Source organism: Sphingopyxis sp. 10G20-10 (assembly GCF_057365075.1).
In genome coordinates this window covers 2,810,070-2,835,726 of record NZ_CP195117.1, presented here as the reverse complement: position 1 = coordinate 2,835,726, position 25,657 = coordinate 2,810,070, and the positions used below count along the sequence as shown (strand labels likewise).

Here is a 25,657-nt window from a genome sequence, read left to right as displayed (position 1 = left end):
CCAAGAGAGTCGCGCGCGCGGGTTTAAATACGTTGCGCTGCACTAGGCCGCGAAAGGGGGGAAATGCAAGGGGGGAGGGGGTGTGCGGGGTCCATAATCGCGACGGACTCAACCCACTGTCGAATGTAGTTCTTGACTACAATGTAGTTGCAAACTACATAAACGCCATGAAGCCGATCAGCTATACGCGATCCGCGATCAAGGCGTTGGCGCGGATGCCCGCGAATATGTCAACGCGGATCGTCGCCAAAATCGAGGCCTATGCCGCCGATCCCGCGTCACAGGCAAACAATGTCAAGGCGCTGAAAGGTCGTGACGGCATCCGCCTGCGGGTCGGGGATTGGCGCGTTATTATGGACGATGGCGTCGTCCTCGCGGTGCTGGAAATCGGCCCGCGCGGCAGCGTGTATGAATGAAGGAGTGATGCGGTGAACAAGATGGTGACGATTCCCCAGGCCGAATATGACCGCCTGCGTGATGCGGCCGACGATCTGGCCGATCTGCGCAGCTATGACGCGGCCAAGGCCGCTCTCGCATCGGGTGTCGACGAACTGATCCCTGCCGAATTTGCCAAGCGCCTCATCGCCGGGGAAAACCCGCTGCGCGTTTATCGCGACGTGCGTGGCCTGTCACAGGTCAAGCTGGCGGAAAAATCGGCCGTCAATCGGGTACAGATCGCCGACATCGAGGCGGGACGCAGCAGAGGGTCGGTGGCGACGGTGCGCAAACTGGCCGAGGCGTTGGGGGTAGCGATGGATGATTTGGTTTGAGGGGTGATATTATCGTCGTTCAAATCAATGATCGCGAAGCTATTGAGGGAATATTGAACAGCTAATTGCGTCTATTGTATCTGGGCAGTTTTTCGGATGTCACAGTAACTTTTATGAGCAATCGGACATTTTGGTCGGCGCGAAAATGATTAAACCACTATCGTCGCTCAATTCGTTCCAATAAATGCCGAGGCGACGAAATGGCAAGTAAGCCGAAGGATGATCGGCTACGAACCGCACCAAGCTGACTCTACGATTTCGCCGGTTGCGAATTTCTCCATGGGCTGGCGCTAGCAGATAGTCGCGTTTCCTCCTTAGACTGCGTAGCAGCAGCAATGGTCCCGAACGACGATAATCATCAAACCATGGATTTTCCTTCACGCACCAGTGCGAGCGATAGAACCAATAGTCGGCGGCTTGTCTGTTCTCGATTCGATAGATTTCAAGATAGGCGTCAGCATGCAATAGCCTGCTGCCGCGAATGGCCGCCGCCACATATTCATTCATATAATCGCAGAGCATTGATGCAGCCATTTGCAATGGTTGATCGCAAGCCAGATAATGTCAATAAAATGATCTAATACAGTCAGTTAAGTCTGTATGTGCCAACATTTTCAACAAATGATATAACTCGTGCGTCTCGTAATTCTTGAAGTACACGGCTCAGCGTTTGGGCTGGCGTGGCACCTTCACTTTTTACCGAGGCAGCAATTGAATCCAGTTCGTCATCAATGAGCAATTGGCGTGAAAATTCTTTGCTGCCATATTTTTCCACTAGGCGGTGGATTGCGGCCTCAACAGCGACCTTCCAGCTCTGGCGAACCGCTCTGACTGTCTTCATTTCGGAGGCAAAACTGTCCGGTCTTGATAAAATATCAGCGAGTTCTTCAACACGCATCGGATAATTGCGATGAATAGCCCGATGACAATTAGAGCAAAGCGCAGCCAAATCGGATAGCTTCGTTTCGCGTCCTTCGTCACTTGCGGCAATTGCAATGCGATGATGTGCTTCAATATAGCCCGCTGCACGCTCGCCATAGAATTCGGCAAAGCTCATGTCACATGCTTCACAGCGAGGGTCTGTTAGACGAGCCTTGAATTGGCGCACAAGTTCTTGGTCGCGTTCGCGCACCAAATGAGACTTAAGCTGCTGACTACCTTCATCAGCAACATATTCGCCTGACTCCTCCCTCAGCCGATTATCATTGGGCAGGGAAGACGAAACGGAAGTCCGGAATTTCCAGATACCGCTACCAGGTTCGCTATCGAACAGATCAGCTTGACCAAGATAGGCTTGATATGAGGAGCAACGTTCTTGAAGACGTGCCCTAACACTGGCAGCCGGATCGGCTGGAAATGGTGGTTCCGCATGTTCCAGAACATGGGCAGTTAAGTCTTGATAGTGGGCTTCTCCGCCTAGCGAAGTAAGGGCATCAACGATGTCACCTAAAGTAATCGGCATAAGCTCTGCTGTCAGAGCAAGCCGTGCTACTGTCAACAGATAGTTCAATCAGTCACATACATTTTCAGCCCTGATTGCCACTATGCAACGCCTCTGTCACAGTAGGATTTTGACGACAGCATTTCTGGCTATCTGTCTATTGGGGATGAATGATGAGAAAATTTCTTTGGGCAGCACTCCTAGCCACCACACTCGTCGCCTCCCCAGCGCTGGCGGGCGAAGCGAAGACTTCGTTGATGCCGACCGATCCGCAGGCGCTGAGCTTTCAGGAATCTGTGGGCTATGCCGATGCGGTGGTGACGGGCGACACGATTTACCTGTCGGGGGTGATCGCGGCGCCACGGCCGGGCGAGGAGGGGCTGGCACCCGCCTTTGACCGCGCCTTTGCCGCGATTGGTGCGACGCTGGCGCGCGCGGGGGCCGGCTGGGACGATGTGGTCGACCTGACGACCTATCACACCGACCTTGCGGGACAGATCAACGCATTTGCCGAGGTCAAGAACCGCTATATCAAGGCGCCCTTTCCGGCGTGGACCGCGATCGGGATAACATCGCTGTATGAACCCACCGGCGTGGTCGAGATCAAGGTGACGGCGCGGCGGCCCAAGGATTAGCTCGGACGCCTCCCCCTGAACGGCCTGACAGGCCATGACCTGATCACAGACCGGCGAGCGCGAGCAGGGCAAAGCTCGCGAGCCAATGTTCGCCCATATAATCGCCGGTGACATGCGGCAGCGCGGCGGCGAGATGGTCTTGCGCGGCACGCTCTGCGATGGGGGCGAGCGCGTGCGCGGGGCCGAGCGCGGCGGCGATGGCGCGCCAGTTCCACGCGCGGCTGAGGCTGAGCCCGTCGAGGTGCGCGATCTTGCCGTCGCTGCGGTCGGAGACATGCGCGGGGGTGAACAAAGTCGCGGGCTGGCGCTGATCGAGGCGGGGCAGAAAGGCGGCGAACCAGTCGGCAAAGGCGGCGGGGGGCAGGATGACGCTCATCAAATGCGCCTCGCTGAGTGCCGGAGAGAGAAATTCGTCGCCGCCCGGCTCCCACGCCTGACAGGCCTTGTCGTCACTGAACCATGCCAGCGCGCGGGCATCGATGAGCGCGACGAGCGCGGGGTCGCGCGGCGCTGCCCAATCGCGCGCGAGGGTGAGCGCGAAGGCGATGTTGAAATGGGTGCCGACGCGCAAGGGATAGCTGAGCTTGGGCAGGAAGGCGTGGAAGCGCCGGGCAAAGGCGGCGGCGAGCGGGGCGAGGGCGGCGGCCCAGGGCGCGTCGTGCCGTTCTGCCTCTGCGTGCAGCGCGAGCAGCCAGGCCCAGCCATAGGGGCGTTCAAATCCGCTGGCGGTGGGGCGCGCGAGGAAGGCCAGCTCGCCCGCCACCTTGTCGGGCACCAGCATGGCGTCGGCGCGGGCGCGGATGTCGGGCGCGGCGGCAATGGCGGGGTGGAGGCGGAGGAGGCGCAATATCTGCCACCAGCCGTGGACGCAGCTGTGCCAGTCAAAGCTGCCGTGGAAAATCGGGTGATGCGCGCGCGGCGGCTTTGCATCCTCTGGCCCCGACAGCACCAGATCCATCTTGTACGGATATTCGCGGCCCAGGTGCGACAGGGTGGTGCCGGCGAACAATTGGGCGGTTTCGGGGGTGAGATGCGTCATCGGAAGGCAAAGACATAGATGATGGCGATGTTGACCGCCAGCAGCGGAATCGCGGTGCCGATTTGCGCCTTGATGACGCCATAGGGGTTTTTGAGCTCGAGCAGCGCGGCGGGGACGAGGTTGAAGTTGGCCGCCATCGGGGTCATCAGCGTGCCGCAGAAACCGGCCAGCATACCCACGGCGGCGATGACCGCGGGGTTGCCGTGATATTGGGTGATGAGCAGCGGCATACCGACCGCAGCGAACATCACCGGAAAGGCGGCAAAGGCGTTGCCCATCACCATGGTGAACAGCGCCATGCCGAGACCGAAAGCGAGCGTCGCGCCGAACAGGCTGCCCTGCGGGATGGCGGTGCCGATCAGCTGCCCGACCACATCGCCCACACCGGCGAGCGCGAACACCGCGCCCAGACTGGCGAGCATTTGCGGCAGGATCGCGGCCCAGCCGACCGCATCGAGCAGGCGGCGGCCTTGCTGGGCGGGGAGCAGCAGCGGCGGTTTGAGCCGCGCCATGCCGACGCCCAGCGCGATGATGACTCCAAAGGCGAGCGAGACGAGCGTCGTCTGTTTGGCCTCGACGAGGCCGGGCACCCATTTGAACAGGAAAGTGCCGGTGAGCGCGACCGCGGGAATGATGAGCGCGACGAGCATCAGGAAGGGGCCATGTTTGGCGGCGCGCACTGCCTGCTCCTCTGCGGGCACCTCGCCGCCCGACCCGCGCCCGATGGCCCCGACCCCCGCAATGGCGACGAGCGCCAGGACGAGCAGCCCGTTGCCGAAATCGCCCAGCTGGTCACCCGCCAACATCGACAGCGCAAGCAGACCCCAGAAAATGGCATTGCCGATCCGCTTGGGATGGCTGCGGTCAAGGAAACCAAGCACAGCAAACAACACAAACGTCAGCCCTGCGAAGACATAGACGAATTCCAGCGTAATCATGCGTTTGGCTCCGCAGGAGCAGCCATGCGTTTTTCAAGCCGTCGCAGCCGGAAGCCGTGGATCAGGAAGGCCGCAATGGCGGTCGGGATGGCCCAGACCGACAGGTGGAGCGGTTCGAGGCTGATCCCATAGCCTTCGAGGATGCCCTTCATTAGCAGGATGGAGCCGATCGCGAGGAAGATATCTTCGCCAAAGAACAGCCCGACATTATCGGTCGCGGCGGCATAGGCCTTGACTTCTTCGCGTTGACCTTCGGTCAGCGCGGGGTTTTTGGCGTCGGCGGCGGCTTCGGCCATCGGTGCGACGAGGGGGCGGACGGTTTGCGGATGGCCGGCGACTGAGGTCAGCCCGACAGCCGACATGACCTGACGCAGCAGCAAATACCCGGCGAGCAGCCGCCCCAGCGTCGCTCCTCTCATCCGGCCAATCAGTGTGCGAGCGTGGTTTTGCAGTCCAAAAGCTTCGAGCAGGCCGATGACAGGGAGGACGATCCAGACGATGCTGACATAGCGGGTGTCGTTGAACGCTTTGCCGAATGCAGCGATGATCGCGACCAGATCGAGCCCTGCCGCCAGTCCGGTCGCGAGTGCGGCGGTCATGATGACGAGCAGCGGATTAAAGCGGAGCAGAAAGCCCGCGATGATGACAATGATACCGATCAGGACCCACATGAGTCAGGTGCCTCCCTTTGGCTTGCCATAACCGCCGCCGCCGGGGGTTTCGATGACGAAAATGTCTCCGGGTTCCAGACGCGCGCTGCCGGTGGCCGCCAAGGTTTCGATGCGGCCGTCGACGCGCTCGACCCAGTTACGACCCGGTGCGCCGTCTTCGCCACCGGCGAGGCCGGTGGGCGGTATTTTGCGGCGGTTGGCGAGGATGTTGGCGTCCATGGCGGTGCGGAAGCGGATGCGGCGGGTTGCGCCGTCGCCGCCCCGATGCGCGCCCTTGCCTCCCGACCCGCGCCGGATCGAAAATTCCTCGACGATGACGGGAAAGCGGGTCTCCATGACTTCGGGGTCGGTCATGCGGCTGTTGGTCATATGGGTCTGGATGACCGCGGTGCCGTCGAAATCGGGGCCGGCGCCTGACCCGCCGGCGATGGTTTCATAATATTGGTAATCGTCATTGCCGAAGGTGAAATTGTTCATCGTCCCCTGTGACCCCGCCATGGCGCCAAAAGCGGCAAACAGCGCGTCGGTGATGACCTGACTGGTTTCGACATTGCCCGCGACCACCGCCGCCGGAAAGCGCGGGTGGAGCATTGAATCCTCGGGAACGATCAGCGTGACGGGGGCAAGGCAGCCCTCGTTCATCGGAATCGGATCGTCGAGCATGGTGCGCAGCGCATAGAGAACGGCGGCGCGGACGACGGGCAAGGGGGCGTTGAAATTATTGTCCTGCGTCGGCGATGATCCGGTGAAATCGATAGTGACATGGCGCGCGGCCTGATCGACCCGGACCGCGACGACGACTTCGGCCCCATTGTCCATGGCATAGCGAAAATGACCATCAGCGAGGCGCGCGATGAGGTGGCGAACGGCGGTTTCGGCCTGATGCTGGCCATGCGCCATATAAGCGGTGACGGTGTCCGTGCCCTGCGTGGCGGCCAGATCGACGAGCGCGCTGGCACCGCGCTGGCACGAAGCGACCTGCGCCTTGAGGTCGGCGATATTGAGGGCGGGATTGCGCGCCGGATGCGCGCCCGATGTCAGCAGCGTCCTGACGGCATCGTCGCAAAAGGCGCCGTCGTCGACGATCAGCATATTGTCGAACAAAATGCCTTCGTCATGAATTGTGCGGCTGTCGGGCGGCATCGACCCGGGGGCAATGCCGCCGATATCGGCATGATGACCGCGGGCGGCGACAAAGAAGGCGGGTGTGTCGCGCTGATCGGCGACGAATACCGGCATGACGACGGTGATGTCGGGCAAATGGGTGCCGCCGTCATAGGGGGCGTTGAGGGCATAGGCATCGCCGGGGCGGAGGCCGCGTCCGTCGCGGGGCCGCCCGTCGTCATCGGGGCCGCGTTGGCGCAATATGGTGCGCACGCTTTCGCCCATCGAACCGAGATGCACGGGCATATGCGGCGCGTTGGCGACAAGCCGACCCTGTGCATCGAACAACGCACAGGAAAAATCGAGCCGTTCGCGGATGTTGATCGACGAGGCGCTATGTTGCAGCGCGCCGCCCATTTCCTCGGCAATCGCCATGAACAGGCTGTTGAAAATTTCGAGCCGGACGGGGTCGGGAGCAACAGAATCCCCCCTCTCCTTTAGGGGAGGGGCAGTGAGACTTGGTTCGGCAAGGCCGGACCTAGTCGCAACGGGGTGGGGTTTTTCGGCCTCAGCTGTGGCTCCGAGCTCCCACCCCAACCCCTCCCCTGAAGGGGAGGGGCTTTTTGTGAGCGACAGCGTTCCATCGGCGATGACTTCGGCGTCCCAGCCGGTGTCGGCCAAGGTGGTCGACAGGGCGTCGACGATGATCGCGGGGCCAGGAATATGCGCGCCGGCGGGAAGATGGTCGCGCTGATGCAGCGGGGTATCGCGCCATCCGCCAGCCAGCCAGACGCGCGTGGTTTCGGGGGTGGGTGCGCTTTTCGCTGTCGGGCGCGGCAGGGCAGGGACGGTGGCGGCGGCGATGCTGACCTCGACCCGAATGCGGTCGATGACCAGATTGTCGTGCGGGGCATAACCGAATTGCTGACGAAAGGCGGCGGCAAAGGCTTTGGCGGTGGCGTCGGGAGCGGCGCGCGGCAGTTCGATGACATTGTCGCTGTCGGCGAGGCGGACGAAGAGCAGGATTTCCACTGTTCGAGATCCCTCGTCTGCCAATTCCGCGTCAGCTTCGGTGGTCAGATCTGCCTCGACCTGATCGAGGATGGCGGTCGAGGCGTCGTCGAGTGCGATGTTGATCGTGCGCTCGCGAATGGCTGACGGACGGGCGAGGCCCATACCATAAGCCGACAGCACGCCGGCAAGCGGGTGGAGCAGGATGCGCCCGATACCGAGCGCATCGGCGACGAGGCAGACATGCTGCCCCCCCGCGCCGCCGAAACCGACCAGAGCATAATCCCGTGTCACATCATGACCGCGCGCGATCGAGATGCGCTTGATTGCATTGGCCATTTGCTGAACCGCGATGGCGAGCAGCCCTTCGGCAAGGGCTTGTGGCGTGAGTGATTGGCCAGTGGCGGCGTTCACTTCGGCGGTGAGGGCGCCAAAGCGCGCGGCGACCGCGTCGGTATCGAGCGGCTGATCGCCTTGCGGCCCAAACAGGCGCGGAAAATGGCCCGGGCTGATCTTGCCGAGCAGGACATTGCAATCGGTGACGGTGAGCGGGCCGCCACGCCCATAAGCGGCGGGGCCGGGGTTGGCGCCTGCGCTTTCGGGACCGACGAGCAGGCGCGCGCCGTCCCAGCGGCAGATCGAGCCGCCGCCCGCCGCGACGGTGTGAATGCGCAGCATCGGGGCACGGATGCGGGTGCCCGCGACCATCGTTTCATTGTCGCGCTCCAACCGGCCGGCATAATGGCTGACGTCGGTCGAAGTGCCCCCCATATCGAACCCGATGAGCCGCGACAGACCGAGCGCTTGGGCGATGCCGACCATGCCGACGATGCCGCCCGCCGGCCCCGACAATATCGCATCGCGGCCGTGGAAATTATCCGCCGCCGCCAGTCCGCCCGAGCTTTTCATGAACTGCGGTGCCATGTCATCGCCCAGCGCGGCGCAGACCTGATCGACATAGCGGCGTAAGATGGGAGAGAGATAGGCGTCGGCGAGCGTCGTGTCGCCGCGCCCGATGAGTTTTATGAGCGCGCTGACGTCGTGGCTGGTCGAGATTTGGGTGAAGCCGACTTCGCGCGCAATGGCGGCGAGTTGTTGTTCGTGGGCGGGGTAGCGATAGCCGTGCATCAGCACGATGGCGATGCTGTCGAGGCCCCCCTTGTGCGCGGCGGTCATCGCGGCGCGGGCGGCGTCGGGGTCGAGCGGAGTGACGACGTCGCCGTCGGCGGTGACGCGCTCGGCAATCTCTATCACCGCAGCATGGGGCGGGGCGATGCGGTGATGGGCGCGGGCGAACAGGTCGGGGCGATCCTGCGTCCCGATGGTGAGCGCGTCGCCGAAACCCTGTGTGATTGCGAGCAAGGTCGGCGCGCCCTTGCGTTCGAGCAGCGCATTGGTGGCGACGGTCGAGCCCATGCGGATGGCGCAGGCGGGAATCGCACCCGTGGGGCAGTTGGTGAGATCGCGGATTGCGTTGACGGCCGCGTCGCCGGGGCGGGCGGGGTCTTCGCTGAGATATTTGGCGGTGACGATGGCGCCATCGGGGCGCTGTGCCACGACATCGGTAAAGGTACCGCCGCGATCAATCCAGAATTGCCAGTCGGTGCGCGGTTCAGACATTGAGCGGCCAGTGGATCCTTATGGTCAGGCTGTGGTCGCCCGCGGTGCGCGTCCATCCGCCCTTGAGCTGGCGCTCGATGAGCGACCGGATGAAGTGCGAGCCGAAATTTTCCTGATCAAACACAGGCGTCTCGCTAAGCGCGCTTTCGCTCCAGTGCAAGGAGACTTCGTCGCCTTCGTGTTGCCAATCGACAGTAAGATCGCCCACGCCCGACAGTGCGCCATATTTGACGCTGTTGGTCGCGAGTTCGTGGACAGCGAGCGCGATGGCCTGCGCCGCTTCGTCATCGAGCGCGACTGTGGGGCCGGATATGGCATCGACCTTTACGCCGGGCCAGCCCGCGAGTTGCAGCTCTTTGCGAACGATCGCCCCCAATTCTACCGTATCCACCGTGCCGGTGACGAGCAGTTGCTTGGCGTTGGACAAGGCGCGCAATCGGCCGTCGAATTGCTGTTCAAAATCGGTCAGGCTTTCCGATTCATGCAGCGTGATGCGCGCGAGGGCTCCGATGCGCGCAAAGGCGTTTTTCATCCGATGCGCCATTTCGCCGATCATCAGCTCGCGGTCCTCGGCATGGCGCGCCCGTTCTTCGGCCAGCTCCTGCAGATCGCCGATGCGGCGGCGCTGCACATCGTGCAGCTGCGCCGCGACCAGCGCTAGCGCGATGCCAAAGATCAATATGCCGAGTGGACGACCGAGCCGCCCGGTAAAGCGGCCATAGGACAGGCGTATCGACCATGTCTGGTCGGCGACCTTGATGCGTTGATTATGCGCCCCCCAGTGCATCGTGCCGTTGCTGTAAACCAGAGGCGCGTCGGGTCGCGTTCCGGCGCGTACTTCGATGCCCTTTATCGACGACAGTTGCGACCCGAGCGCTGCTTTCATCAGATCATGGGTGCGAAACGGGGCAAAGACGAAACCCTCGGCCGGTTGCGCTTGTTGCTCCGACGTGCCGGGGTAAACGCTGTCGGTCGTAGCGGTTGTGGGCACGCCGGCACTGCTCTGGGCTATGCCGTCAACCTGCGCTTCGTTATGGCGGGCATAGAGCGGCAGGTAGATCAGAAATCCCGGTTGCATTACCTCCTTACCCTCTTGCACCAGTTCGACGAGGCCGCTGGCGGCGGGCTTTCCCGAGCGCCAGGCGCGCTCCATCGCTTCACGGCGGACGGGTTCGCTATACATGTCGAAACCCAGCGCCCTTTGGTTGCGTTCGTTGTCGGGCTCGATCAACACGATAGGGAAACCGATGGGCTGATCGCTGTCCGGCCAGACAGGGATGGTGCGTCCGTAATTTTTGACGAGCCGGTCTTCAACCGCCGCCGGGGTTGCCTGTTGCATGGCGACGGCAATCCCGACGCCCTCCATTCCCGGAGCGCGAACTTGCGGCTGCAGATCGGTCAGAAAATGACGGATCGCCGGACCGTTGGCCGGCGCGCTCGATTGATAAAAAGCGCGGACGCTTTCGAGCACCGCCTGCTGATCCTGAAGGCGTACATTGATCTGCATCGCCAACCGGCTCGCCTGATCGGCCTCTTGTTTCTGGTTATAGAGAAAACTGCCGACCGCCGCGATGAGGGTGGCCAGCAGGATAACCAGTCCGACAAAGCGAACCAGCAGCCCCATCAGCCGATCTGCCCAAGGAAATGGGCGCATTTTCTTTATCCTGCTAGCTGGCCGCAGTCGCCGCGTCCCCGAGGCAAATTTGTTCCATGCAATTCAAGGATTAGCAAGCGCATTGTACGTTTTCCATCGCCGCTCGGACTTGGGTTGCAACGCGCAACGTATCGCGTAACATGGGCCGCAAGGCAGGAGTTGAAGCATGATTATTTACGGGTCGTTGGTGTCACCATTTGTGCGCAAGGTGCTGGGCTATCTGGGCGAAAAGGGGCTGGAGTTTGAGGTCAAGGGCGTCGGTATCGGCGATCCCGATCCCGATTTTCGTGCGGCATCTCCGCTGGGCAAAATGCCCGCGATGCAGGACGGCGACTATCGGCTCGCCGATTCGAGCGCGATCATCCACTATCTGGAAGCCAAATATCCCGATCCGGCGATGATTCCGTCCGATGCAGAGGCGCGTGGGCGCGTCATCTGGTGGGACGAGTTTGGCGATACTGTGCTCGCCGCATGTGGTGGCAAGATGTTCTTTAACCGCATTGTTTCGCCCAAATTTCTGGGCCGCGAAGGCGATCTGGCGGCGGCTGATTTGGCCGAGACCGAAGAATTGCCAAAGCTGCTCGCGTATCTGGAGGAGGCAATTCCGGCCAGCGGCTTTCTGGTTGGCGATGCGATCAGCCTGGCCGATATTGCGGTGGCGTCGAGTTTTGTGAACCTTCGCCATTGCGGGATTGTCGCTGACCCCGCGACCCATCCCAAGGTAGCGGCATGGAGCGCGGCGACGTTGGCCCGCCCCAGCCTAGCCCCATGGATCGAGAAAGAAGAACGGATGATGGCGAAGGTGCTGGCGTAAAGCGCCAGCGCTTCAACCGTCACAGCCATCCCGCCAGTTCACGCCGCACCAGTGCCTCTAGCATTGCCATCCCCGACGCCTCGGCGTTGAGGCAGGGCAGATAGGCAAATTGCGCGCCACCCGCGCTCGTAAATTGTTCGCGTCCCCGGATTGCCAGTTCTTCCAGCGTTTCCAGACAGTCGGCGGAAAATCCGGGCGCGAAAATGGCAATCTTTTTGCCTTCCTTGCCAAAGCGGACAAGTTCGGTATCGGTAGCGGGTTCGAGCCATTTGGCGCGGCCAAAGCGCGACTGGAACGCAACCTCGATCGGCCGGTCCATCGCTTCGGACAGCAGGCGCGCCGTTTTGCGGCATTGGCAATGATAGGGGTCGCCGAGTCGCAGCGTGCGCTGAGGCATCCCGTGAAAGCTGGCGAGCAGCACATCGGGCGTGAAATCGAGCGCCGCCAGCCCCGTCTCGACCGACGCCTTCAGTGCATCGATATACAGCGGATCATCATAATAGGGCGGCAGACTGCGGATCGTGGGCTGCCACCGCAGCGTCGCCAAATGCGCCCCCACGGCGTCTGCCACCGTCGCCGTCGTTGCGGTGCAATATTGCGGATAGAGCGGCGCGATCAGGATGCGCTGGCACCCCTCCGTCACCAGCGCGTCGATCATCGCGCCGATGGCGGGCTGGCCATAGCGCATCGCAAAGGCCAGCCGGACATCCGCGCCCAGACGCGCTTGCAACTCCGCCGTCTGCGCTGCGCTGTGCACTGCGAGCGGCGACCCTTTCTCGGTCCACACTTGTGCATAAGCATGGGCCGATTTCTTGGGGCGCGTGGTCAGGATGATGCCGCGCAAGATGGGTTGCCAGAGCGGGGCGGGGATCTCGACTACGCGGCGGTCGGACAGAAATTCGGCAAGATAGCGGCGCACCGCCCCCGGTTCGGGCGCATCGGGTGTGCCCAGATTGACCAGCAGAACGCCGATGCGCGGCGGTGTGACGCCGGGGTGCGAAGGCGGCAAAGCGCTCATAAGGGATTCGCCGATAGTGGCAGGCGCCGGATGCGCCGCCCGGTGGCGGCATAGAGCGCATTGGCGATGGCGGGGGCGACGACCGGCACCGCGATTTCGCCAATCCCGCCGGGATCGCGGTCGCTGTCGACAAATTCGATCAGGATTTCGGGTGTGTGCGACAGGCGCGGCAGACCAAGCTGCGCCAGTTTGCGCGCGGTAGCGACGCCGCCTTCATAGTCGGTGACCGCTCCGACGGCGGCGGCGAGGCCAAAGATCAGCCCACCCTCGATCTGTTGGCGGGCGATGGCGGGATTGACGATGCGCCCGCAGTCAACGACCGCGACCAATTGTTCGACCTGCAAGCCCTTGTCGCTGGGTCGGGCGGTCGCCATCAGGGCGATATGGCTGTCGCGCATAGTGTGGCAGGCGATGCCCTGCGCGGTTCCGGAAATGCCGCCTTCCCAGCCGCCGAGGCTGGTCGCGGTGAGCAGACAGCGGGCAAGCAAGGGCGCGCCGCCCAGCATTGCCATGCGATAGGAAAGCGCATCGGTGCCCGCGTGAACGGCCAGTTCATCGACGAAACATTCGATGAAAAAAGCGGTGTAGCTGTCCGAATTGCCGCGCCAGCGCCCGACCGGCAGGCCGATATCAACATGCATATGGTCGACCGCGATATGCGGAATGGCATAGGGTGGCCGTGCGCCCCCGACCGCCGATGCGTCGCTGATTCCCGCCGATGCCCGCTGCGCCACATCGGGATGCTCGCCATCAATCAGGCGACGACGAATTTCATGGCCGACCGCGGGCACAGCAATCTTCGCCAACAGCGCATCAATCCCGCCCTCTGCATTCAGGCTGGCCGACAGACGGGCGCGGGCGGGCGGGCGCGGCAGGTCGCGCATGATTTCCTCGGCGCGCGACCAAGTCAGCTGAACCGGACGCTTGATGGTGCGTGCAATTATTGCCGCCTGCACTGCGACACTATGGTCGAGCGCGGCGCCGAACGACCCTCCGGCTATCAGCGGGAACAGCGTGATTTGCGCCTCGTCGAGGCCGGTCGCGTTGGCGATGGCGGCGCGACACTGCGCCGGAGCCTGTGTGGCCACCCAGACGCGCAACCGGCTGCCGTCGGGTGCGGCGGTGGCGCTGCGCGTTTCGATGGCGGCATGTTGCGCCGGAGCAACGACATAGTCGGCGTGCAGCGCGGCGCGGCCGAAAAAAGCCTCTGCCGTGTCGCCCACCGAGATGATGCGCGTTCCGTCGCCCTTGATCGCAGCCTTGAGCTGGCTTTCGATCCGCGTCGTGGACACGGGCGGGCCATCGGTTTCGAACACCGGCGCGAAACTGTCGAGCGCGCGATGCGCGGCCCACCAGTTGCGCGCGACCACCGCAACCCATCGCTCATGCTCAACGACTTGCAGCACATCGCGCACTGCCAATCCGGCCTTGCGGTCGATGGATTTCAAACGTGTTGCCCCCACCGGCCCTTGGCGAATGGCGGCAAACACCATGTCGGGCAGCCGGATGTCGGCGGCATAATTGGCCGACCCATCGACCTTTGCCGGCAGGTCGAGCCGCGTCAGTTCCTTGCCGTACAGCGGGTCGGCGCTGTTGGCGCGATAGACGGGCTCGTCGGGTGGGGTCAGCGTCGCCGCGACGGCGGCCAGATCGCCAAAGCGCAGTCGTTTCTTACCCAGCACGACAAAGCCATCCTGCGTGTCACATTCTTCCCAGTCGGCGTCCCACCGGTCAGCCGCCGCCATCATCAACAGCGCGCGCGCCTGTGCGGCGGCGTCGCGGCACGGGGCCTCGAACATGCGGACCGAGCTGGACCCTGCGGTCAGCATCACCGCATCGCGGACGCCAAATTCGTGACGCATCCAGCTGCGCGTGTCGCTGACAAAGTCGGGGACCAGCGAGCGCGGGGTGATCGCTGCGCTGTCTTCGTCGATGAGCAGGCTGTTGGCGTAAAGCGGGCTGATGGGGGCCATCTCGACCGCGATGGTCCGCCAGTCGGCACCCAGTTCGTCAGCCATGATCTGCGGCAAGAGAGTGGTGACGCCCTGACCCATTTCGCATTGCGGGACGATGGCGCTGATATGTCCGTCGTGGCCGATTTTCAGATAGGCGTTGAAGATATGCTCGTCTTTGGCGGCGCCAAGGTTGGGGGCATAATCGCGCGGCCAGAAGGTCCAGGCAACCACCAAAGCTCCCGCGGCACCCGCCCCGACCAAAAGCGAACGGCGACTAACCGCCGGAAAAGGCGAGGAGGTTGAAGACAGGCTGTCGCGAATGCGGCTCATGCCCGTTGCTGATAGTGAGGCCCTTAAACGGGCGCAAAGAAAATCGCTTGGGGTCTTTCGCGTCGACGATCAGCGCAGCAAGCCGAGCCGCGGAATCTCGATCTTGGGGCAGCGGTCCATGACCACGGTCAGCCCTGCCGCGTCGGCGGCTTCGGCGGCGGCCTGATTGATGACGCCGAGCTGCATCCACACCGCTTTGGCACCATGCGCGATGGCGTCGTCGACGACGCCCCCCGCATCATCGCTGTTGCGAAAAATATCGACCAGATGCACCGGCGGTTCGATGTCGGACAGACTGGCGACGACGTGCGCGCCGTGGATGTCTTTACCGACATGGCCCGGATTGACCGCGATGACATCATGCCCCTGTTCTTTCAGGAACAGCAGGACATAGTTTGAGGCGCGTTTGGGGTTGAGCGAGGCACCGACCACCGCGATACGGCGCGGCTGGCACAGCAATTCGCGGATTTCGCCTTCGTCATTGATCGCCATGTCAGGCTCCTTGCTTGCGGTTGTCGAGCCAGCGCGCGATGCGGGCGGCGATGGCATGAAAGGGCTCGCTCAGCGCCTTGTCAGCGGCCGCCGGAGGGATTCCGGCGTCGCTGGAGGTGCGAATATCAATGGCGAGCGGGATGCGGCCCAGAAAGGCGATGCCCATAGATTTTGCCGCCGCTTCGGCTCCTCCATTGCCAAAGGGATCGCTGACCTCGCCGCAATGCGGACAGGCATAGCCCGCCATATTCTCGACCAGCCCGATAATCGGCACCTCGGCCTGTTCGAACAGGCCGATGGCGCGCGTGGCGTCCATCAGCGCCAGATCCTGCGGGGTCGATATGATGACTGCACCCGCCGGTTTGTGTCGTTGAATCATCGTCAGCTGGACGTCGCCGGTTCCGGGCGGCAGGTCGACGATCAGTGTGTCGATATCGCCCCACGATGCGTCGACCAGTTGTTCGAGCGCCTTGCCCGCCATCGGGCCACGCCAGGCTATCGCTTGTCCCGGCTGGGCGATCTGGCCGGTCGACAGCATCGGCACACCCCATTTGTTGGGGACGGGGACGAGCTTCGAGCCGCGCGCTTCAGGCTTTGTGCCTTCGCTGTCCATCAGGCGCGGTTGCGACGGGCCGTAAATATCGGCATCGACCAGCCCGACCTTGCGCCCCTGACGGTGCAGGGCGACCGCCAGATTGGCGGCGAGGGTCGATTTTCCGACCCCGCCCTTGCCGCTGCCGACGGCGATGATCGTCATATTTTTCTTTTCCGCCGTCATGGCGATGCGGACCTGATTGACCCCCGCTTCGGCGAGCAGTCCGGCGCGCAATTTTTCTTCGAGCGGGCTGCGGTCGGCGGCGTCGATGCCCGTGACATCCAGCACCACCGCCAGCGTTCCGTCGTCATCGAGCAGGCGCAGGCCCGAACTGCGGCCATCGCTGAGCGCGGCGGCGGCCTTGGTCAATTGGGCGATATTGGCTTGATTTTTATTGGTCATAGTAGCGGCAGATAAGAGCGCGCGACAGATATGCCACCCATTTTCGTGCCGGACCCCCTGTTAATCGCGCCCAGCGCCCCTATAAATGAGGAATGAGTAATAAAAAAAGCGATAGCATGACGCATCGTGGCCCGGGGGGCTTGCGGCGTTTTTTCTCTTCGATCAGCCAGATGGCGAACAGCCCGTGGGGCGGCGGCGACAAAGGCGGCGGGGATGGCGGCAAGGGCACAGGCCCGCGCAACCCCTGGACCAGCCCCGACCCGGTTGATATCCGCACCGGACGCAAACCACGCGGCCCGTCGGCGCTCGACGAACTGCTGCGGCGCGGCCGCGGTTTTGGCGGCGGCGGTTCGGGCGGCGGCGGTGACGGCCCCAGCCTTCCGGCTGGCGGAAAATTGTGGGGCTGGGGCATCGGGGCTTTTGTCCTGGTCTGGATTTTCAGCTCATCCTTTCATGTGGTGCCACCGGAAAAAGAGGCTGTGGTCACCCGCCTCGGAAGCTATTCGCGCACCCTTGACCCCGGATTCAAAATTACCTGGCCAGCGCCGATTGAGCGTGTCCAGCAGGAGGATGTGCGGCAAATTCGTACTCTTGGCATCGGGTCGCCGAGCGCCAATGACGAAAATTTCGTGCTGACGCGCGATCAGAATATCATCGATCTGGCCTATGAAGTGCGTTGGCTGATCAAGGACCCCGAACTCTATCTGTTCCAGATCAAGGATCAGGAAGGCACGGTGCGTGAAGTCGCCGAGAGCGCGATGCGTGCGACCGTCGCCAACTATGATCTGGTGCAGGCCATCGGCCCCGGTCGTTCGGCCATCGAGGCCGAAGTTCAGCAACGGATGCAGGTGCTGCTCGATCAATATCGGTCGGGAATCAGCGTTCAGGGCATTGCAATCCGTCAGGCCGATCCGCCGCAGCAGGTCAACGAAGCCTTTAAGGAAGTGACCGTGGCGCAGCAGGAACGCGAATCGAACATCAACAATTCGCGCGCCTATGAACGGCAAGTGCTCGAACGCGCGCGCGGCGACACGGCGGCGTTCGACAAGATTTACGAGCAGTACAAGCTTGCCCCTGAGGTCACCAAACGCCGTCTTTATTATGAAACGATGGAATCGGTGCTATCGAATGTCGACAAGACAATCGTCGAGGCGCCTGGCGTGACGCCCTATCTGGCGCTGCCAGAACTGAGGAAGCGGGCCGTGACTGTGCCTTCGGCGCCAAGCGGGGAGGGTCAATAATATGTTGGATAATCTGAAAAACCGTCCGATCCGTTTGCTGATCGCTTTGGTCGTGGTGCTGGTCATCGCGACATCGACGCTGAGCATCGTGCCCGAGGACAAGCAAGCCATCGTCCTGCGTTATGGTGAAATTGTCGGGATCAAGAACCAGTATAAACCGAACCAGCAATTTGGCGCATCGGGTGCCGGGCTGCTCGCCCGTGTTCCCTTTCTCGACAATGTGCAGATCATCGAAAAGCGCGTGCTGGGCGTGAATATGGAGCGTCAGCAGGTGCTTTCGACCGACCAATATCGGTTGAATGTCGATGCCTATGCGCGTTTTCGCATCACTGATCCGGCGCGTATGTACACATCGATCCGCACCGAGGACCGGTTGACCGACCAGCTGCGGACCATTTTGGGGTCGTCGCTGCGTAACGAACTGGGCAAGCGGCCCTTTGCTGCTCTGCTCAGCCCCGAGCGCGGCAAGGTGATGGAGAATATCCAGACCGCGCTCAACCGCGAAGCCCGCAAATATGGCGCCACGATCATCGACGTGCGGATCAAGCGCGCTGACCTGCCCGAAGGCACGCCGCTCGATTCGGCCTTTGAACGGATGCGCACCGCACGCCGCCAAGAGGCGACGGCGATCCGCGCCGAGGGTCAGAAAGAAGCGCAGATCATTCGGGGTGATGCCGATGGTGAGGCCGCCAATATCTACGCCGCCAGCTTTGGCAAGGACCCCGATTTCTATGACTTTTATCGCGCCATGCAAAGCTATCGCCAGACGTTCCTCGGCGAAGGCAACAAGGGTGAGACATCGGTCATATTGTCGCCGGACAATGCCTATCTGAAACGCTTTCGGGGGGGCTAGGTCAGCCACGCGGCGGTCGGGCGGCGGATGAACAAGTTGTGCAAGCAGCGTTCATGTTCAAATTCCGTTCAGCCGCCACGCGGCACAGAGCCGCCACCGGGGACTAGAATTTTCATGTAAGAAGAGGAATTGCGATCGTGCGTTATGTTTATGGCATTACTTCGGCTTTGCTGGTGGGCGGCACCGCGCTTGCGCTGACGACCCAGTCGCCGCTGGGCGCGCAGGTGGCGCAGAATGAACGCAGCGAGATCGCAAAGGTCGTTCCGCGCTCGGGCGCGCCCGACAGTTTCGCCGACCTTGTTGAGCAATTACAGCCCGCCGTGGTCAATATCGCCACCAAGCAGGAAGTGACGCTGGGCCGCCGCATCAATCCGTTCGCCGGAACCAGCGAGCCGATCACGCAGGAACAGCAGGGCGGCGGATCGGGATTTCTGATTTCTGCCGATGGCTATATTGTCACCAACAACCATGTCATCACCGGCGGTCCGCGCGGCGAGCAAGTGAATCAGGTCACGGTGACGCTGACCAATCGCAAGGAATATAAGGCAAAGATCGTCGGCCGCGATGTCGCATCCGATCTGGCGCTGCTCAAGATTGACGCGACCGGCATGCCCTTTGTTCATTTTGCCGAAGATACCAGCCGCGCGCGCGTTGGTGACTGGGTGGTGGCAATCGGCAATCCCCTTGGGCTCGGCTCGACCGTGACCGCGGGCATCATCTCGGCGGTGCAGCGCAATATCGGAAGCGGCGGCGCCTATGACCGCTATATCCAGACCGACACCGCGATCAACCGCGGCAACAGCGGCGGGCCGCTGTTCGATTTGCAGGGCAATGTTGTCGGTATCAACAATATGCTGATCTCACCCGTTGGTGCCAATATCGGCGTCAACTTTGCCATTCCCGCTGTTGCCGCTATTCCGGTGATCAAGGCGCTGAAGGCTGGTGAAACGATCAAGCGCGGCTATCTGGGTATCGGCATTGCGCCGGTTGACGAAGATCTGGCTGCGGCGCTTGGCCTGCCCAAGGATCGCGGTGAGTTCGTCCAGCGGGTCGAGCCCGATCAGGCGGCAGAAAAGGCCGGATTGAAGCGCGGTGACGTCGTGACCAACGTCAATGGCAAGGAAGTGCGCCCCGACCAGTCGCTGTCGTACATCGTGGCCAATATTTCGCCCGGCACACGCATCCCGATTGAAGTGGTGCGCGACGGTAAGAAACTGTCGCTGAACGCCACCGTTGGCACACGTCCGCCCGAGGATGAGCTCGCACAGGCGAGTTTCGACCCCGAAGAAAAGCAGACGATGCCCGACGAGCCGACCAATACGGCAGATCAAACTGTCCAGACAGAGCTGGGCATGTCGGTTCAACCCCTGACTGTGGAGATTTCTCGTGCGATCGGGGTCGACACGGATACCAAGGGTCTGGTGATTGGCGCCGTCGGTTCGAGCAGCGACGCCGGACGCAAGGGTTTGCGGCGCGGTGATGTGATTGTCAGCGCCAATCGCGTATCGGTGACCAGCAGCGAAGCTTTGGCCAAGGTGGTTGCCGACGCCAAAAAGGCGGGCCGCGATGCCATCTTGCTGGAAATCCTCCGGCGCGGTTCGCCTTCGGCCTTTATCGCGATCCGCATCAAGGAGTGATTGCAGACCAATAGCGGGCGTCGGACCATAGGGTCCGGCGCCCCGAGCGGCTTGACTCACTAGCCATGTTCGACATATGTTCTCCCGCACAATCGGGAGAATGATGATGATCGGCTATGTGACTCTTGGAACCAAAGATCTGGCGCGCGGCGCGGTTTTTTATGATGCCATCGCCGCCGAACTGGGCGTCGGGCGAATGATGGAATTTGACACATTTATCGCGTGGGGCGCGGCCGATGGCGCACCCGGCATCGGGCTGACTCAACCCTTTGACGGCAAAGAGGCGACGGTCGGCAATGGTGTGATGGTGGCTTTGGCGGCGAAGGATCAGGCGCAGGTCCAGCGGCTCTATGACATTGCCATCACGCAGGGCGGAACCTGCGAAGGTCCGCCGGGACCGCGTGGCGACGGTTTTTATGCCGGTTATTTCCGTGACCTCGACGGCAATAAACTCAATGCCTTTGTGATGGGCTGATTGCTTGCTTTCCCTCGCCTTCGCCTTAGGGTCTGACGCTTGAGATCAGAACCAAATGCGAAGGATGACAGGGTGAGTGACGCAAGCGAGATTTACATCGGTTTGGGCGGTGGTGGTGCGAAGGATGGACCACGCCAGTCGCTCGTGCTCAAACGCGCCAACCGTCACGGCCTTATCGCCGGGGCGACCGGAACCGGCAAGACCGTGACGCTGCAGGATCTGGCCGAGGGCTTTTCTGCCGCAGGGGTGCCGGTATTCGTCGCCGACGTCAAAGGCGATCTGTCGGGCCTTGCTATGGCGGGCAGTCCGACCGGCAAGCTGCACGAGATTTTTTCCGCCCGTGCCGCCGAAATCGGCGACACGGATTGGGCCTATCGCGACAATCCGGTGATCTTTTGGGACTTGTTCGGTGAACAGGGACATCCGGTACGCACGACAATTTCGGAAATGGGGCCGCTGCTTCTCGCACGCCTGATGGGGCTTAACGAGACGCAGGAAGGCGTGCTCAACATCGTGTTCCGGTTCGCCGACGAACAAGGCATGTTGCTGCTCGATCTGGAAGATTTACAGGCGATGCTGTCCTTCACCGCCGAACATGCCGCCGAACTGACGACCAAATATGGCAATGTCAGCAAGGCGAGCATCGGCACCATCCAGCGCCAGCTGCTGACACTCGACACACAGGGCGGAGCGCAATTTTTCGGCGAGCCCGCGCTTGAAATCAACGACATGATCCAGAATGACGATCAGGGGCGCGGCTATATCAACATCCTCGCCGCCGACAAATTGATGGCGAGCCCGCAGCTTTATGCCACTTTCCTGCTCTGGCTGCTCAGCGAGATGTTTGAAACGCTGCCCGAAATAGGCGACCCCGATAAACCCAAGCTCGTGTTCTTCTTTGACGAGGCGCATTTGCTGTTCGACGACGCGCCCAAGGCGCTGACCGACAAGATCGAACAGGTCGTTCGCCTGATCCGGTCCAAGGGCATTGGCGTCTATTTCGTCACCCAAAACCCCATCGACGTTCCCGAAGATGTGGCCGGACAGTTGGGCAACCGCGTCCAGCATGCGCTGCGCGCCTTTACCCCGCGCGATCAAAAAGCGGTCAAGGCCGCCGCCGACACCTTCCGTCCCAATCCCAAGATCGACGTCGCGCGCGAGATTACCGAATTGCGCGTCGGTGAAGCGCTCGTTTCGCTGCTGATGCCCGATGGCGCGCCGTCGCCAGTCGAGCGCACGCTGATCAAGCCGCCCTGTTCGCGCGCCGGCCCGCTAACCCCCAAAGAACGCGCGATCATCAAATCCATCTCTCCGGTCGAGGGCAAATATGACACCCGCGTCGACCGCGAAAGCGCCGAGGAGGTCATCGCGCAAAAGGCCGCCGATGCCGCCGCAACCGCCGTAGAAGTGGCGGAGAAAGGCAAGGAAGAGGTGGGCAAGCGCGAACGCAAGACAACAAGTCTATGGGGTAAGGTCGGCAAAGCTGTCAGCGGTGCGGTGCTGTCGTCGGCAGGGTCTTTGGCCGCCGCCGCCATTTTGGGGAAAAAGAGCCGATCCAATCCCAAAGCGTCAGCCGCCAGCGCCGCCGCCGGGACGGTGGCGACCGAATTAGGCAAAAGCATCGGCATCCCCGGGTTGGGTCGCTTTGCGCGCAACCTGATGGGCGGATTGATGCGGTGAAGGCGCAAGGCCGTTCGGAGATGAAGTCCGCCGGATGACTGAGGCCGCCGCCTTGATGGAGGCGAGTCTGGTGGCCGTCGCCGAGGCGGGTATCGACATACGCCATAGGCTGTTTGATCGCTTCTTCGCCGCCTTTCCCGACCGGCGCACGGCTTTCATCAATGTCGATGCAGCATCGCGGCGGATGACCGATGAAACGCTGCAGATCATGTTCGGGCTGGCCAGCGGCGAAAGCTGGGTCTGGCCGCTGGTCGCCGAACTGGTGGTCACGCATCGCAATTATGGCGCGCTGCCGATGGCCGAATATGATGCCTTTATCGATATGGCGTTGATCGAACTGGGCGCGGCGGCGGGCGCGGCATGGACGCCCGAATGCGCCGCTGCGTGGGCCGATCAGGCCAGCGCGTTAAAGGCGATGATCCGCCGCGCGCAAGCCGAATGGCAGAGCGCTATGCCCGATGCGAGGGTGCCGCCCGACGCCAGTGGCGCCGTGACGGCCTGAACTCATTTTCTTATCGGACCGCGAGCCAAGCTTGGACTTCGGACTTGGTCCGTGGCCTGCTGACCGCCCGTTCTTTCAGGACCGCAATTGTGCGCGCATAGGATTTGCGGACATCGGCGGGCATATCTGCGGAAATCTTTTCCAGTCGGGTGATCATCGCCGGATCGGTGGATGTCAGGGCCAGCTTGCTGGGGAAGCGTGCGCGCGCCGAAGCGTCGATCAGTCCATCGACTTCCTTTTGATGCGCCATCACAAAATCGAACGCCATATCGGCATGGCCGCGGGCGACCGCACTGATGATCGCCGCGCTGACCGTCTTGCCGGGTTCATCGGTGATCGCAAGGTCGAGGGCTTGTTGCGCCAGACCCTTGTCGACCGTTGTACCCAGCAGGCCATAAAATGCGCTGCTTTCAACCGTTGATTTGGCGGTCTGCGCCAGCTTGCGCAGCTTGTCCCAATCGGCCTGATTGGCGTGCGCCGCGATGATCGCCAGCCAGCGCGTCTTGAGCGGGCCGTCGAGGGCGGCGGGGTTGGTGTCGAGCAACGCAAAGCGCCGTTGGGCCTCGGCGAGGACCGCCGGATCACGCATCGTGCCTAGCGCCTTTAACAAGTCGGAGCGTAGCACGGTATCGAGCGCCGATTCGCCGTCATGCGGTTCGAAACCCAATCGCTGCATCGCGGGCTCCAGCGCCTTTGTGCCCATTGCCGTAATCTGCTGCTGCACCTTGGGTTGATCGTCGAACAAATCATACAGCCTGGCATATCTGTCCGCTGCATCGCCCAGCACTTTTGGGCTGGCGTCGGACGGTGTCGCGACGAGCAGATCAAGCGCGGACCCCATCGGTTGATATCCCGCCTGTGACAGCGCGAAATTGTCGCCGAGCAGACCGAGCTGATCGATAGCTGCCAATGTGCCAAAGCGGTCGCGCAGCGCCGTCAGCGCGGCGGGCGTATAGAGGGTGCGATAATAGCCTGCTTGCCCCGCATTGATCAGCACGGGTCCGCAGCCGGGCAGGGTCAGCGTACCAGCGCCGCCGCTGATGACCTGTCGCGCGATTTTGCCATCGCCTGCCTGACCGAGCACCGGCACGCGCCAGCGATGACCCAGACTGTCGATGCTGTCGGCGCGGTCGCGCGAAAACTCGCCCTGGGTCAGCGCGACGCTGGTCGTTCCGGCGTTGCATTGGGTTGCACCGACACGGATCAGCGGAACCCCGCCCTGATTGGTATAATCATGCGCGATGGCGGTCAGGCCTTTGGCGCCTTGTGCTTCGACTGCGTTCCACAGATCATCGGTGCGCGAATTGCCATATTTATGCTCGGCGAAATAACGGCGCAGGCCATCGCGCCACACATCGGCTCCGGCATAGGATTCGAGCATGGTGATGACTGCTTCACCCTTTTGATAGGTGATGGCGTCAAAGGCCTGATTTGTGTCTTCGACGGTACGGATTTTCTGGATGATGGGATGGGTGGTGGCATAGCCATCGAGGCTCATTGCATATTCGCGTCCCGCAACCCGGTTCAGCATCGGCTGCCAGTCGGGGTGGAAATGATCGGTCGCCTTGGTCTCCATCCAGCTGGCGAAACCCTCGTTCAGCCACAGATCGTCCCACCACGCCATGGTGACCAGATCGCCGAACCACTGGTGTGCGGTTTCATGCGCCTGAACCACGAAAATAGCTTGTCGGGTGCTTTCGCTGGTAATTGCCGGGTCGTTGAGCAGGATGCGTTCAAAAGTGAAAATGCTGCCCCAATTTTCCATCGCGCCGAAAAATTGCGACTGGCCGGGGCCGGCAATATTGTCGAGCTTGGGCAACGGATAAGGCTGACCGAAATAATCGCCATAATAGGTTAATAGCGGCCCCAGACTATCGAGCGCAAAGCGCGCTTGTTCGCCCGATCCGGTGGGCGAGACAATGCCGACTTCGGCACCGCTCTCGCTTTTTTCGGCCAGTCGTTCAAAATCGCCGACACCAAAGAACAACAGATAAGACGACATTTTCGGCGAGGTCTGGAACACCACCTTTTTCTTACCGCCCTCGACCGGCGTTTCGCTGGCCACTGGCATGTTGCTGACCGCAAGCTGATCGGCAGGAACGGTTGCGGTCAAAGAGAATGTGGCTTTATAGCTCGGCTCATCAAAGCTGGGGACGAAACGCCGCGCATCGGGGGCTTCGAACTGGGTGAACAGCCCGCGACGCGGGTCGCCGGTTTTCTTGTCCTGATAATCTAGCGCGAACAGGCCGTTCGCCTGGGTGTTGATGATGCCGGTATAGACTGTTGTCAGATGATAAGCGCCCGGTGCCAGAGTGGCGGGCGCGGTAAAAGTGACCGTTTGCGCGTCGGCATCCATCGTTGCGGTCATCGGGATGGCGGTGGTGCCATCGGCTTTGGTCAGCGTCGCGCTGGCGATTTTCAGATTGGCCGCGTTCAGGACGATATTGTCCGATGCCGCGAACAGGTCGAGGTCGATGTCGGCGTGGCCATCAAAGGTCAGCGCCGTGGCGTCGGGGGTGATGCTGATGTCGTAATGCGACGGGCGGGCATTGCGGGGGAGCTGGCTGGGCACGCTATCGGCGAGCGGGGCGGCGACAACCGCCGATGCAGCAGGGCCGCTGGTTTGGGCCAATGCCGGCGTGGCGATCAGGGCGAGCGGCGACAGCGTGGTGAGTAGTAAGTTACGGCAGCAAGTCTTCATATTATCTTCCCCGGATATTTTCTTGCTTTGGCTAAACGCCGCATAGGGGCCGCGCAATGTCCCTTTTCGACAGGCGACC

At 62.0% G+C, this 25,657-nt stretch carries 22 protein-coding genes; 10 read left to right on the top strand and 12 right to left on the bottom strand.

Translation table 11 applies throughout. From position 1 onward, the window contains the following. Positions 1–167 precede the first annotated feature (167 nt). Both ACR3XE_RS13825 and ACR3XE_RS13820 read left to right on the top strand, forming a co-directional pair. Positions 168–416 (top strand): type II toxin-antitoxin system RelE family toxin, encoded by a 249-nt coding sequence (locus ACR3XE_RS13825; RefSeq protein WP_473699632.1) that lies wholly within the window; start codon positions 168–170, stop codon positions 414–416. Positions 417–437: 21 nt separating this feature from the next. After that, entirely contained in the window at positions 438–770 is a 333-nt protein-coding gene (locus ACR3XE_RS13820) for a helix-turn-helix transcriptional regulator (RefSeq protein WP_473699633.1), read from the top strand. A 111-nt stretch (positions 771–881) separates the two neighbouring features. Here the strand turns inward: ACR3XE_RS13820 and ACR3XE_RS13815 are convergent, their stop codons facing one another. Further along, positions 882–1,304, bottom strand: a complete 423-nt coding sequence (locus ACR3XE_RS13815; protein ID WP_486185811.1) for a hypothetical protein — start codon at positions 1,302–1,304, stop codon at positions 882–884. A gap of 52 nt (positions 1,305–1,356) precedes the next feature. After that, positions 1,357–2,280, bottom strand: coding sequence for an HNH endonuclease (locus tag ACR3XE_RS13810; RefSeq protein WP_473699635.1), 924 nt, complete (start codon positions 2,278–2,280; stop codon positions 1,357–1,359). Positions 2,281–2,381: 101 nt separating this feature from the next. Here ACR3XE_RS13810 and ACR3XE_RS13805 point away from each other — a divergent pair, with 101 nt between their 5' ends. Next, complete coding sequence (locus ACR3XE_RS13805; protein ID WP_473699636.1) at positions 2,382–2,846, top strand: RidA family protein; 465 nt, start codon at positions 2,382–2,384, stop codon at positions 2,844–2,846. Positions 2,847–2,889: 43 nt separating this feature from the next. Here ACR3XE_RS13805 and ACR3XE_RS13800 read toward each other — a convergent pair whose 3' ends face one another. Genes ACR3XE_RS13800 through ACR3XE_RS13780 form a run of 5 tightly spaced genes read right to left on the bottom strand, consistent with a single transcriptional unit; the run spans position 2,890 to position 10,883 of the window. Next, the gene (locus ACR3XE_RS13800; protein WP_473699637.1) at positions 2,890–3,885 is read right to left on the bottom strand and encodes a DUF2891 domain-containing protein; all 996 of its coding nucleotides are present in this window, start codon (positions 3,883–3,885) and stop codon (positions 2,890–2,892) included. Beyond that, a complete protein-coding gene (locus tag ACR3XE_RS13795) occupies positions 3,882–4,823 on the bottom strand; it encodes a DUF979 domain-containing protein (protein WP_473699638.1) in 942 nt (313 codons plus the stop codon). Before ACR3XE_RS13795 ends, ACR3XE_RS13800 begins: the two co-directional genes overlap by 4 nt. Beyond that, positions 4,820–5,494: a DUF969 domain-containing protein gene (locus tag ACR3XE_RS13790; RefSeq protein ID WP_473699639.1), complete on the bottom strand. Its 675-nt coding sequence runs from the start codon at positions 5,492–5,494 to the stop codon at positions 4,820–4,822. Before ACR3XE_RS13790 ends, ACR3XE_RS13795 begins: the two co-directional genes overlap by 4 nt. A gap of 3 nt (positions 5,495–5,497) precedes the next feature. Continuing rightward, positions 5,498–9,229 carry a hydantoinase B/oxoprolinase family protein gene (locus ACR3XE_RS13785; protein WP_486185810.1) on the bottom strand — a complete coding sequence of 1,244 codons (3,732 nt, stop codon included), beginning with the start codon at positions 9,227–9,229 and terminating at the stop codon, positions 5,498–5,500. Further along, complete coding sequence (locus tag ACR3XE_RS13780; protein WP_473699640.1) at positions 9,222–10,883, bottom strand: CHASE domain-containing protein; 1,662 nt, start codon at positions 10,881–10,883, stop codon at positions 9,222–9,224. Before ACR3XE_RS13780 ends, ACR3XE_RS13785 begins: the two co-directional genes overlap by 8 nt. A 166-nt stretch (positions 10,884–11,049) precedes the next feature. Between ACR3XE_RS13780 and ACR3XE_RS13775 the strand changes: the two genes are divergently transcribed. Further along, complete coding sequence (locus tag ACR3XE_RS13775) at positions 11,050–11,697, top strand: glutathione S-transferase family protein (protein WP_486185809.1); 648 nt, start codon at positions 11,050–11,052, stop codon at positions 11,695–11,697. A 19-nt stretch (positions 11,698–11,716) separates the two neighbouring features. Here ACR3XE_RS13775 and hemH read toward each other — a convergent pair whose 3' ends face one another. The 4 genes from hemH to ACR3XE_RS13755 form a co-directional block, all read right to left on the bottom strand. After that, on the bottom strand, positions 11,717–12,715 hold the full coding sequence (gene hemH, locus ACR3XE_RS13770) for a ferrochelatase (RefSeq protein WP_473699643.1): 999 nt from the start codon (positions 12,713–12,715) through the stop codon (positions 11,717–11,719). Continuing rightward, a complete protein-coding gene (locus tag ACR3XE_RS13765; RefSeq protein WP_473699644.1) occupies positions 12,712–15,000 on the bottom strand; it encodes a xanthine dehydrogenase family protein molybdopterin-binding subunit in 2,289 nt (762 codons plus the stop codon). The genes hemH and ACR3XE_RS13765 overlap by 4 nt, the downstream gene beginning before the upstream one ends. A gap of 69 nt (positions 15,001–15,069) precedes the next feature. After that, complete coding sequence (locus ACR3XE_RS13760; protein ID WP_473699645.1) at positions 15,070–15,492, bottom strand: CoA-binding protein; 423 nt, start codon at positions 15,490–15,492, stop codon at positions 15,070–15,072. A 1-nt stretch (position 15,493) separates the two neighbouring features. After that, a complete protein-coding gene (locus ACR3XE_RS13755) occupies positions 15,494–16,489 on the bottom strand; it encodes an Mrp/NBP35 family ATP-binding protein (RefSeq protein WP_473699646.1) in 996 nt (331 codons plus the stop codon). Between the two features lie 116 nt (positions 16,490–16,605). On the opposite strand from ACR3XE_RS13755, the gene hflK reads away from it, so the two are divergent. The 6 genes from hflK (at position 16,606) to ACR3XE_RS13725 (ending at position 22,877) form a co-directional block, all read left to right on the top strand. After that, positions 16,606–17,730 (top strand): FtsH protease activity modulator HflK, encoded by a 1,125-nt coding sequence (hflK, locus tag ACR3XE_RS13750; RefSeq protein WP_473699647.1) that lies wholly within the window; start codon positions 16,606–16,608, stop codon positions 17,728–17,730. Position 17,731: 1 nt separating this feature from the next. Next, on the top strand, positions 17,732–18,583 hold the full coding sequence (gene hflC, locus ACR3XE_RS13745; protein WP_473699648.1) for a protease modulator HflC: 852 nt from the start codon (positions 17,732–17,734) through the stop codon (positions 18,581–18,583). A gap of 137 nt (positions 18,584–18,720) precedes the next feature. Beyond that, a complete protein-coding gene (locus ACR3XE_RS13740; protein WP_473699649.1) occupies positions 18,721–20,220 on the top strand; it encodes a trypsin-like peptidase domain-containing protein in 1,500 nt (499 codons plus the stop codon). 106 nt (positions 20,221–20,326) lie between these two features. Beyond that, positions 20,327–20,695, top strand: a complete 369-nt coding sequence (locus ACR3XE_RS13735; protein ID WP_473700282.1) for a VOC family protein — start codon at positions 20,327–20,329, stop codon at positions 20,693–20,695. A 72-nt stretch (positions 20,696–20,767) separates the two neighbouring features. Further along, on the top strand, positions 20,768–22,375 hold the full coding sequence (locus ACR3XE_RS13730) for a helicase HerA-like domain-containing protein (protein WP_473699650.1): 1,608 nt from the start codon (positions 20,768–20,770) through the stop codon (positions 22,373–22,375). 34 nt (positions 22,376–22,409) lie between these two features. Continuing rightward, positions 22,410–22,877 carry a hypothetical protein gene (locus tag ACR3XE_RS13725; RefSeq protein ID WP_473699651.1) on the top strand — a complete coding sequence of 156 codons (468 nt, stop codon included), beginning with the start codon at positions 22,410–22,412 and terminating at the stop codon, positions 22,875–22,877. 10 nt (positions 22,878–22,887) lie between these two features. On the opposite strand, the gene ACR3XE_RS13720 is transcribed toward ACR3XE_RS13725, so the two are convergent. Then, positions 22,888–25,578 (bottom strand): M1 family metallopeptidase, encoded by a 2,691-nt coding sequence (locus ACR3XE_RS13720; protein WP_486185808.1) that lies wholly within the window; start codon positions 25,576–25,578, stop codon positions 22,888–22,890. Between the last annotated feature and the right edge of the window lie 79 nt (positions 25,579–25,657).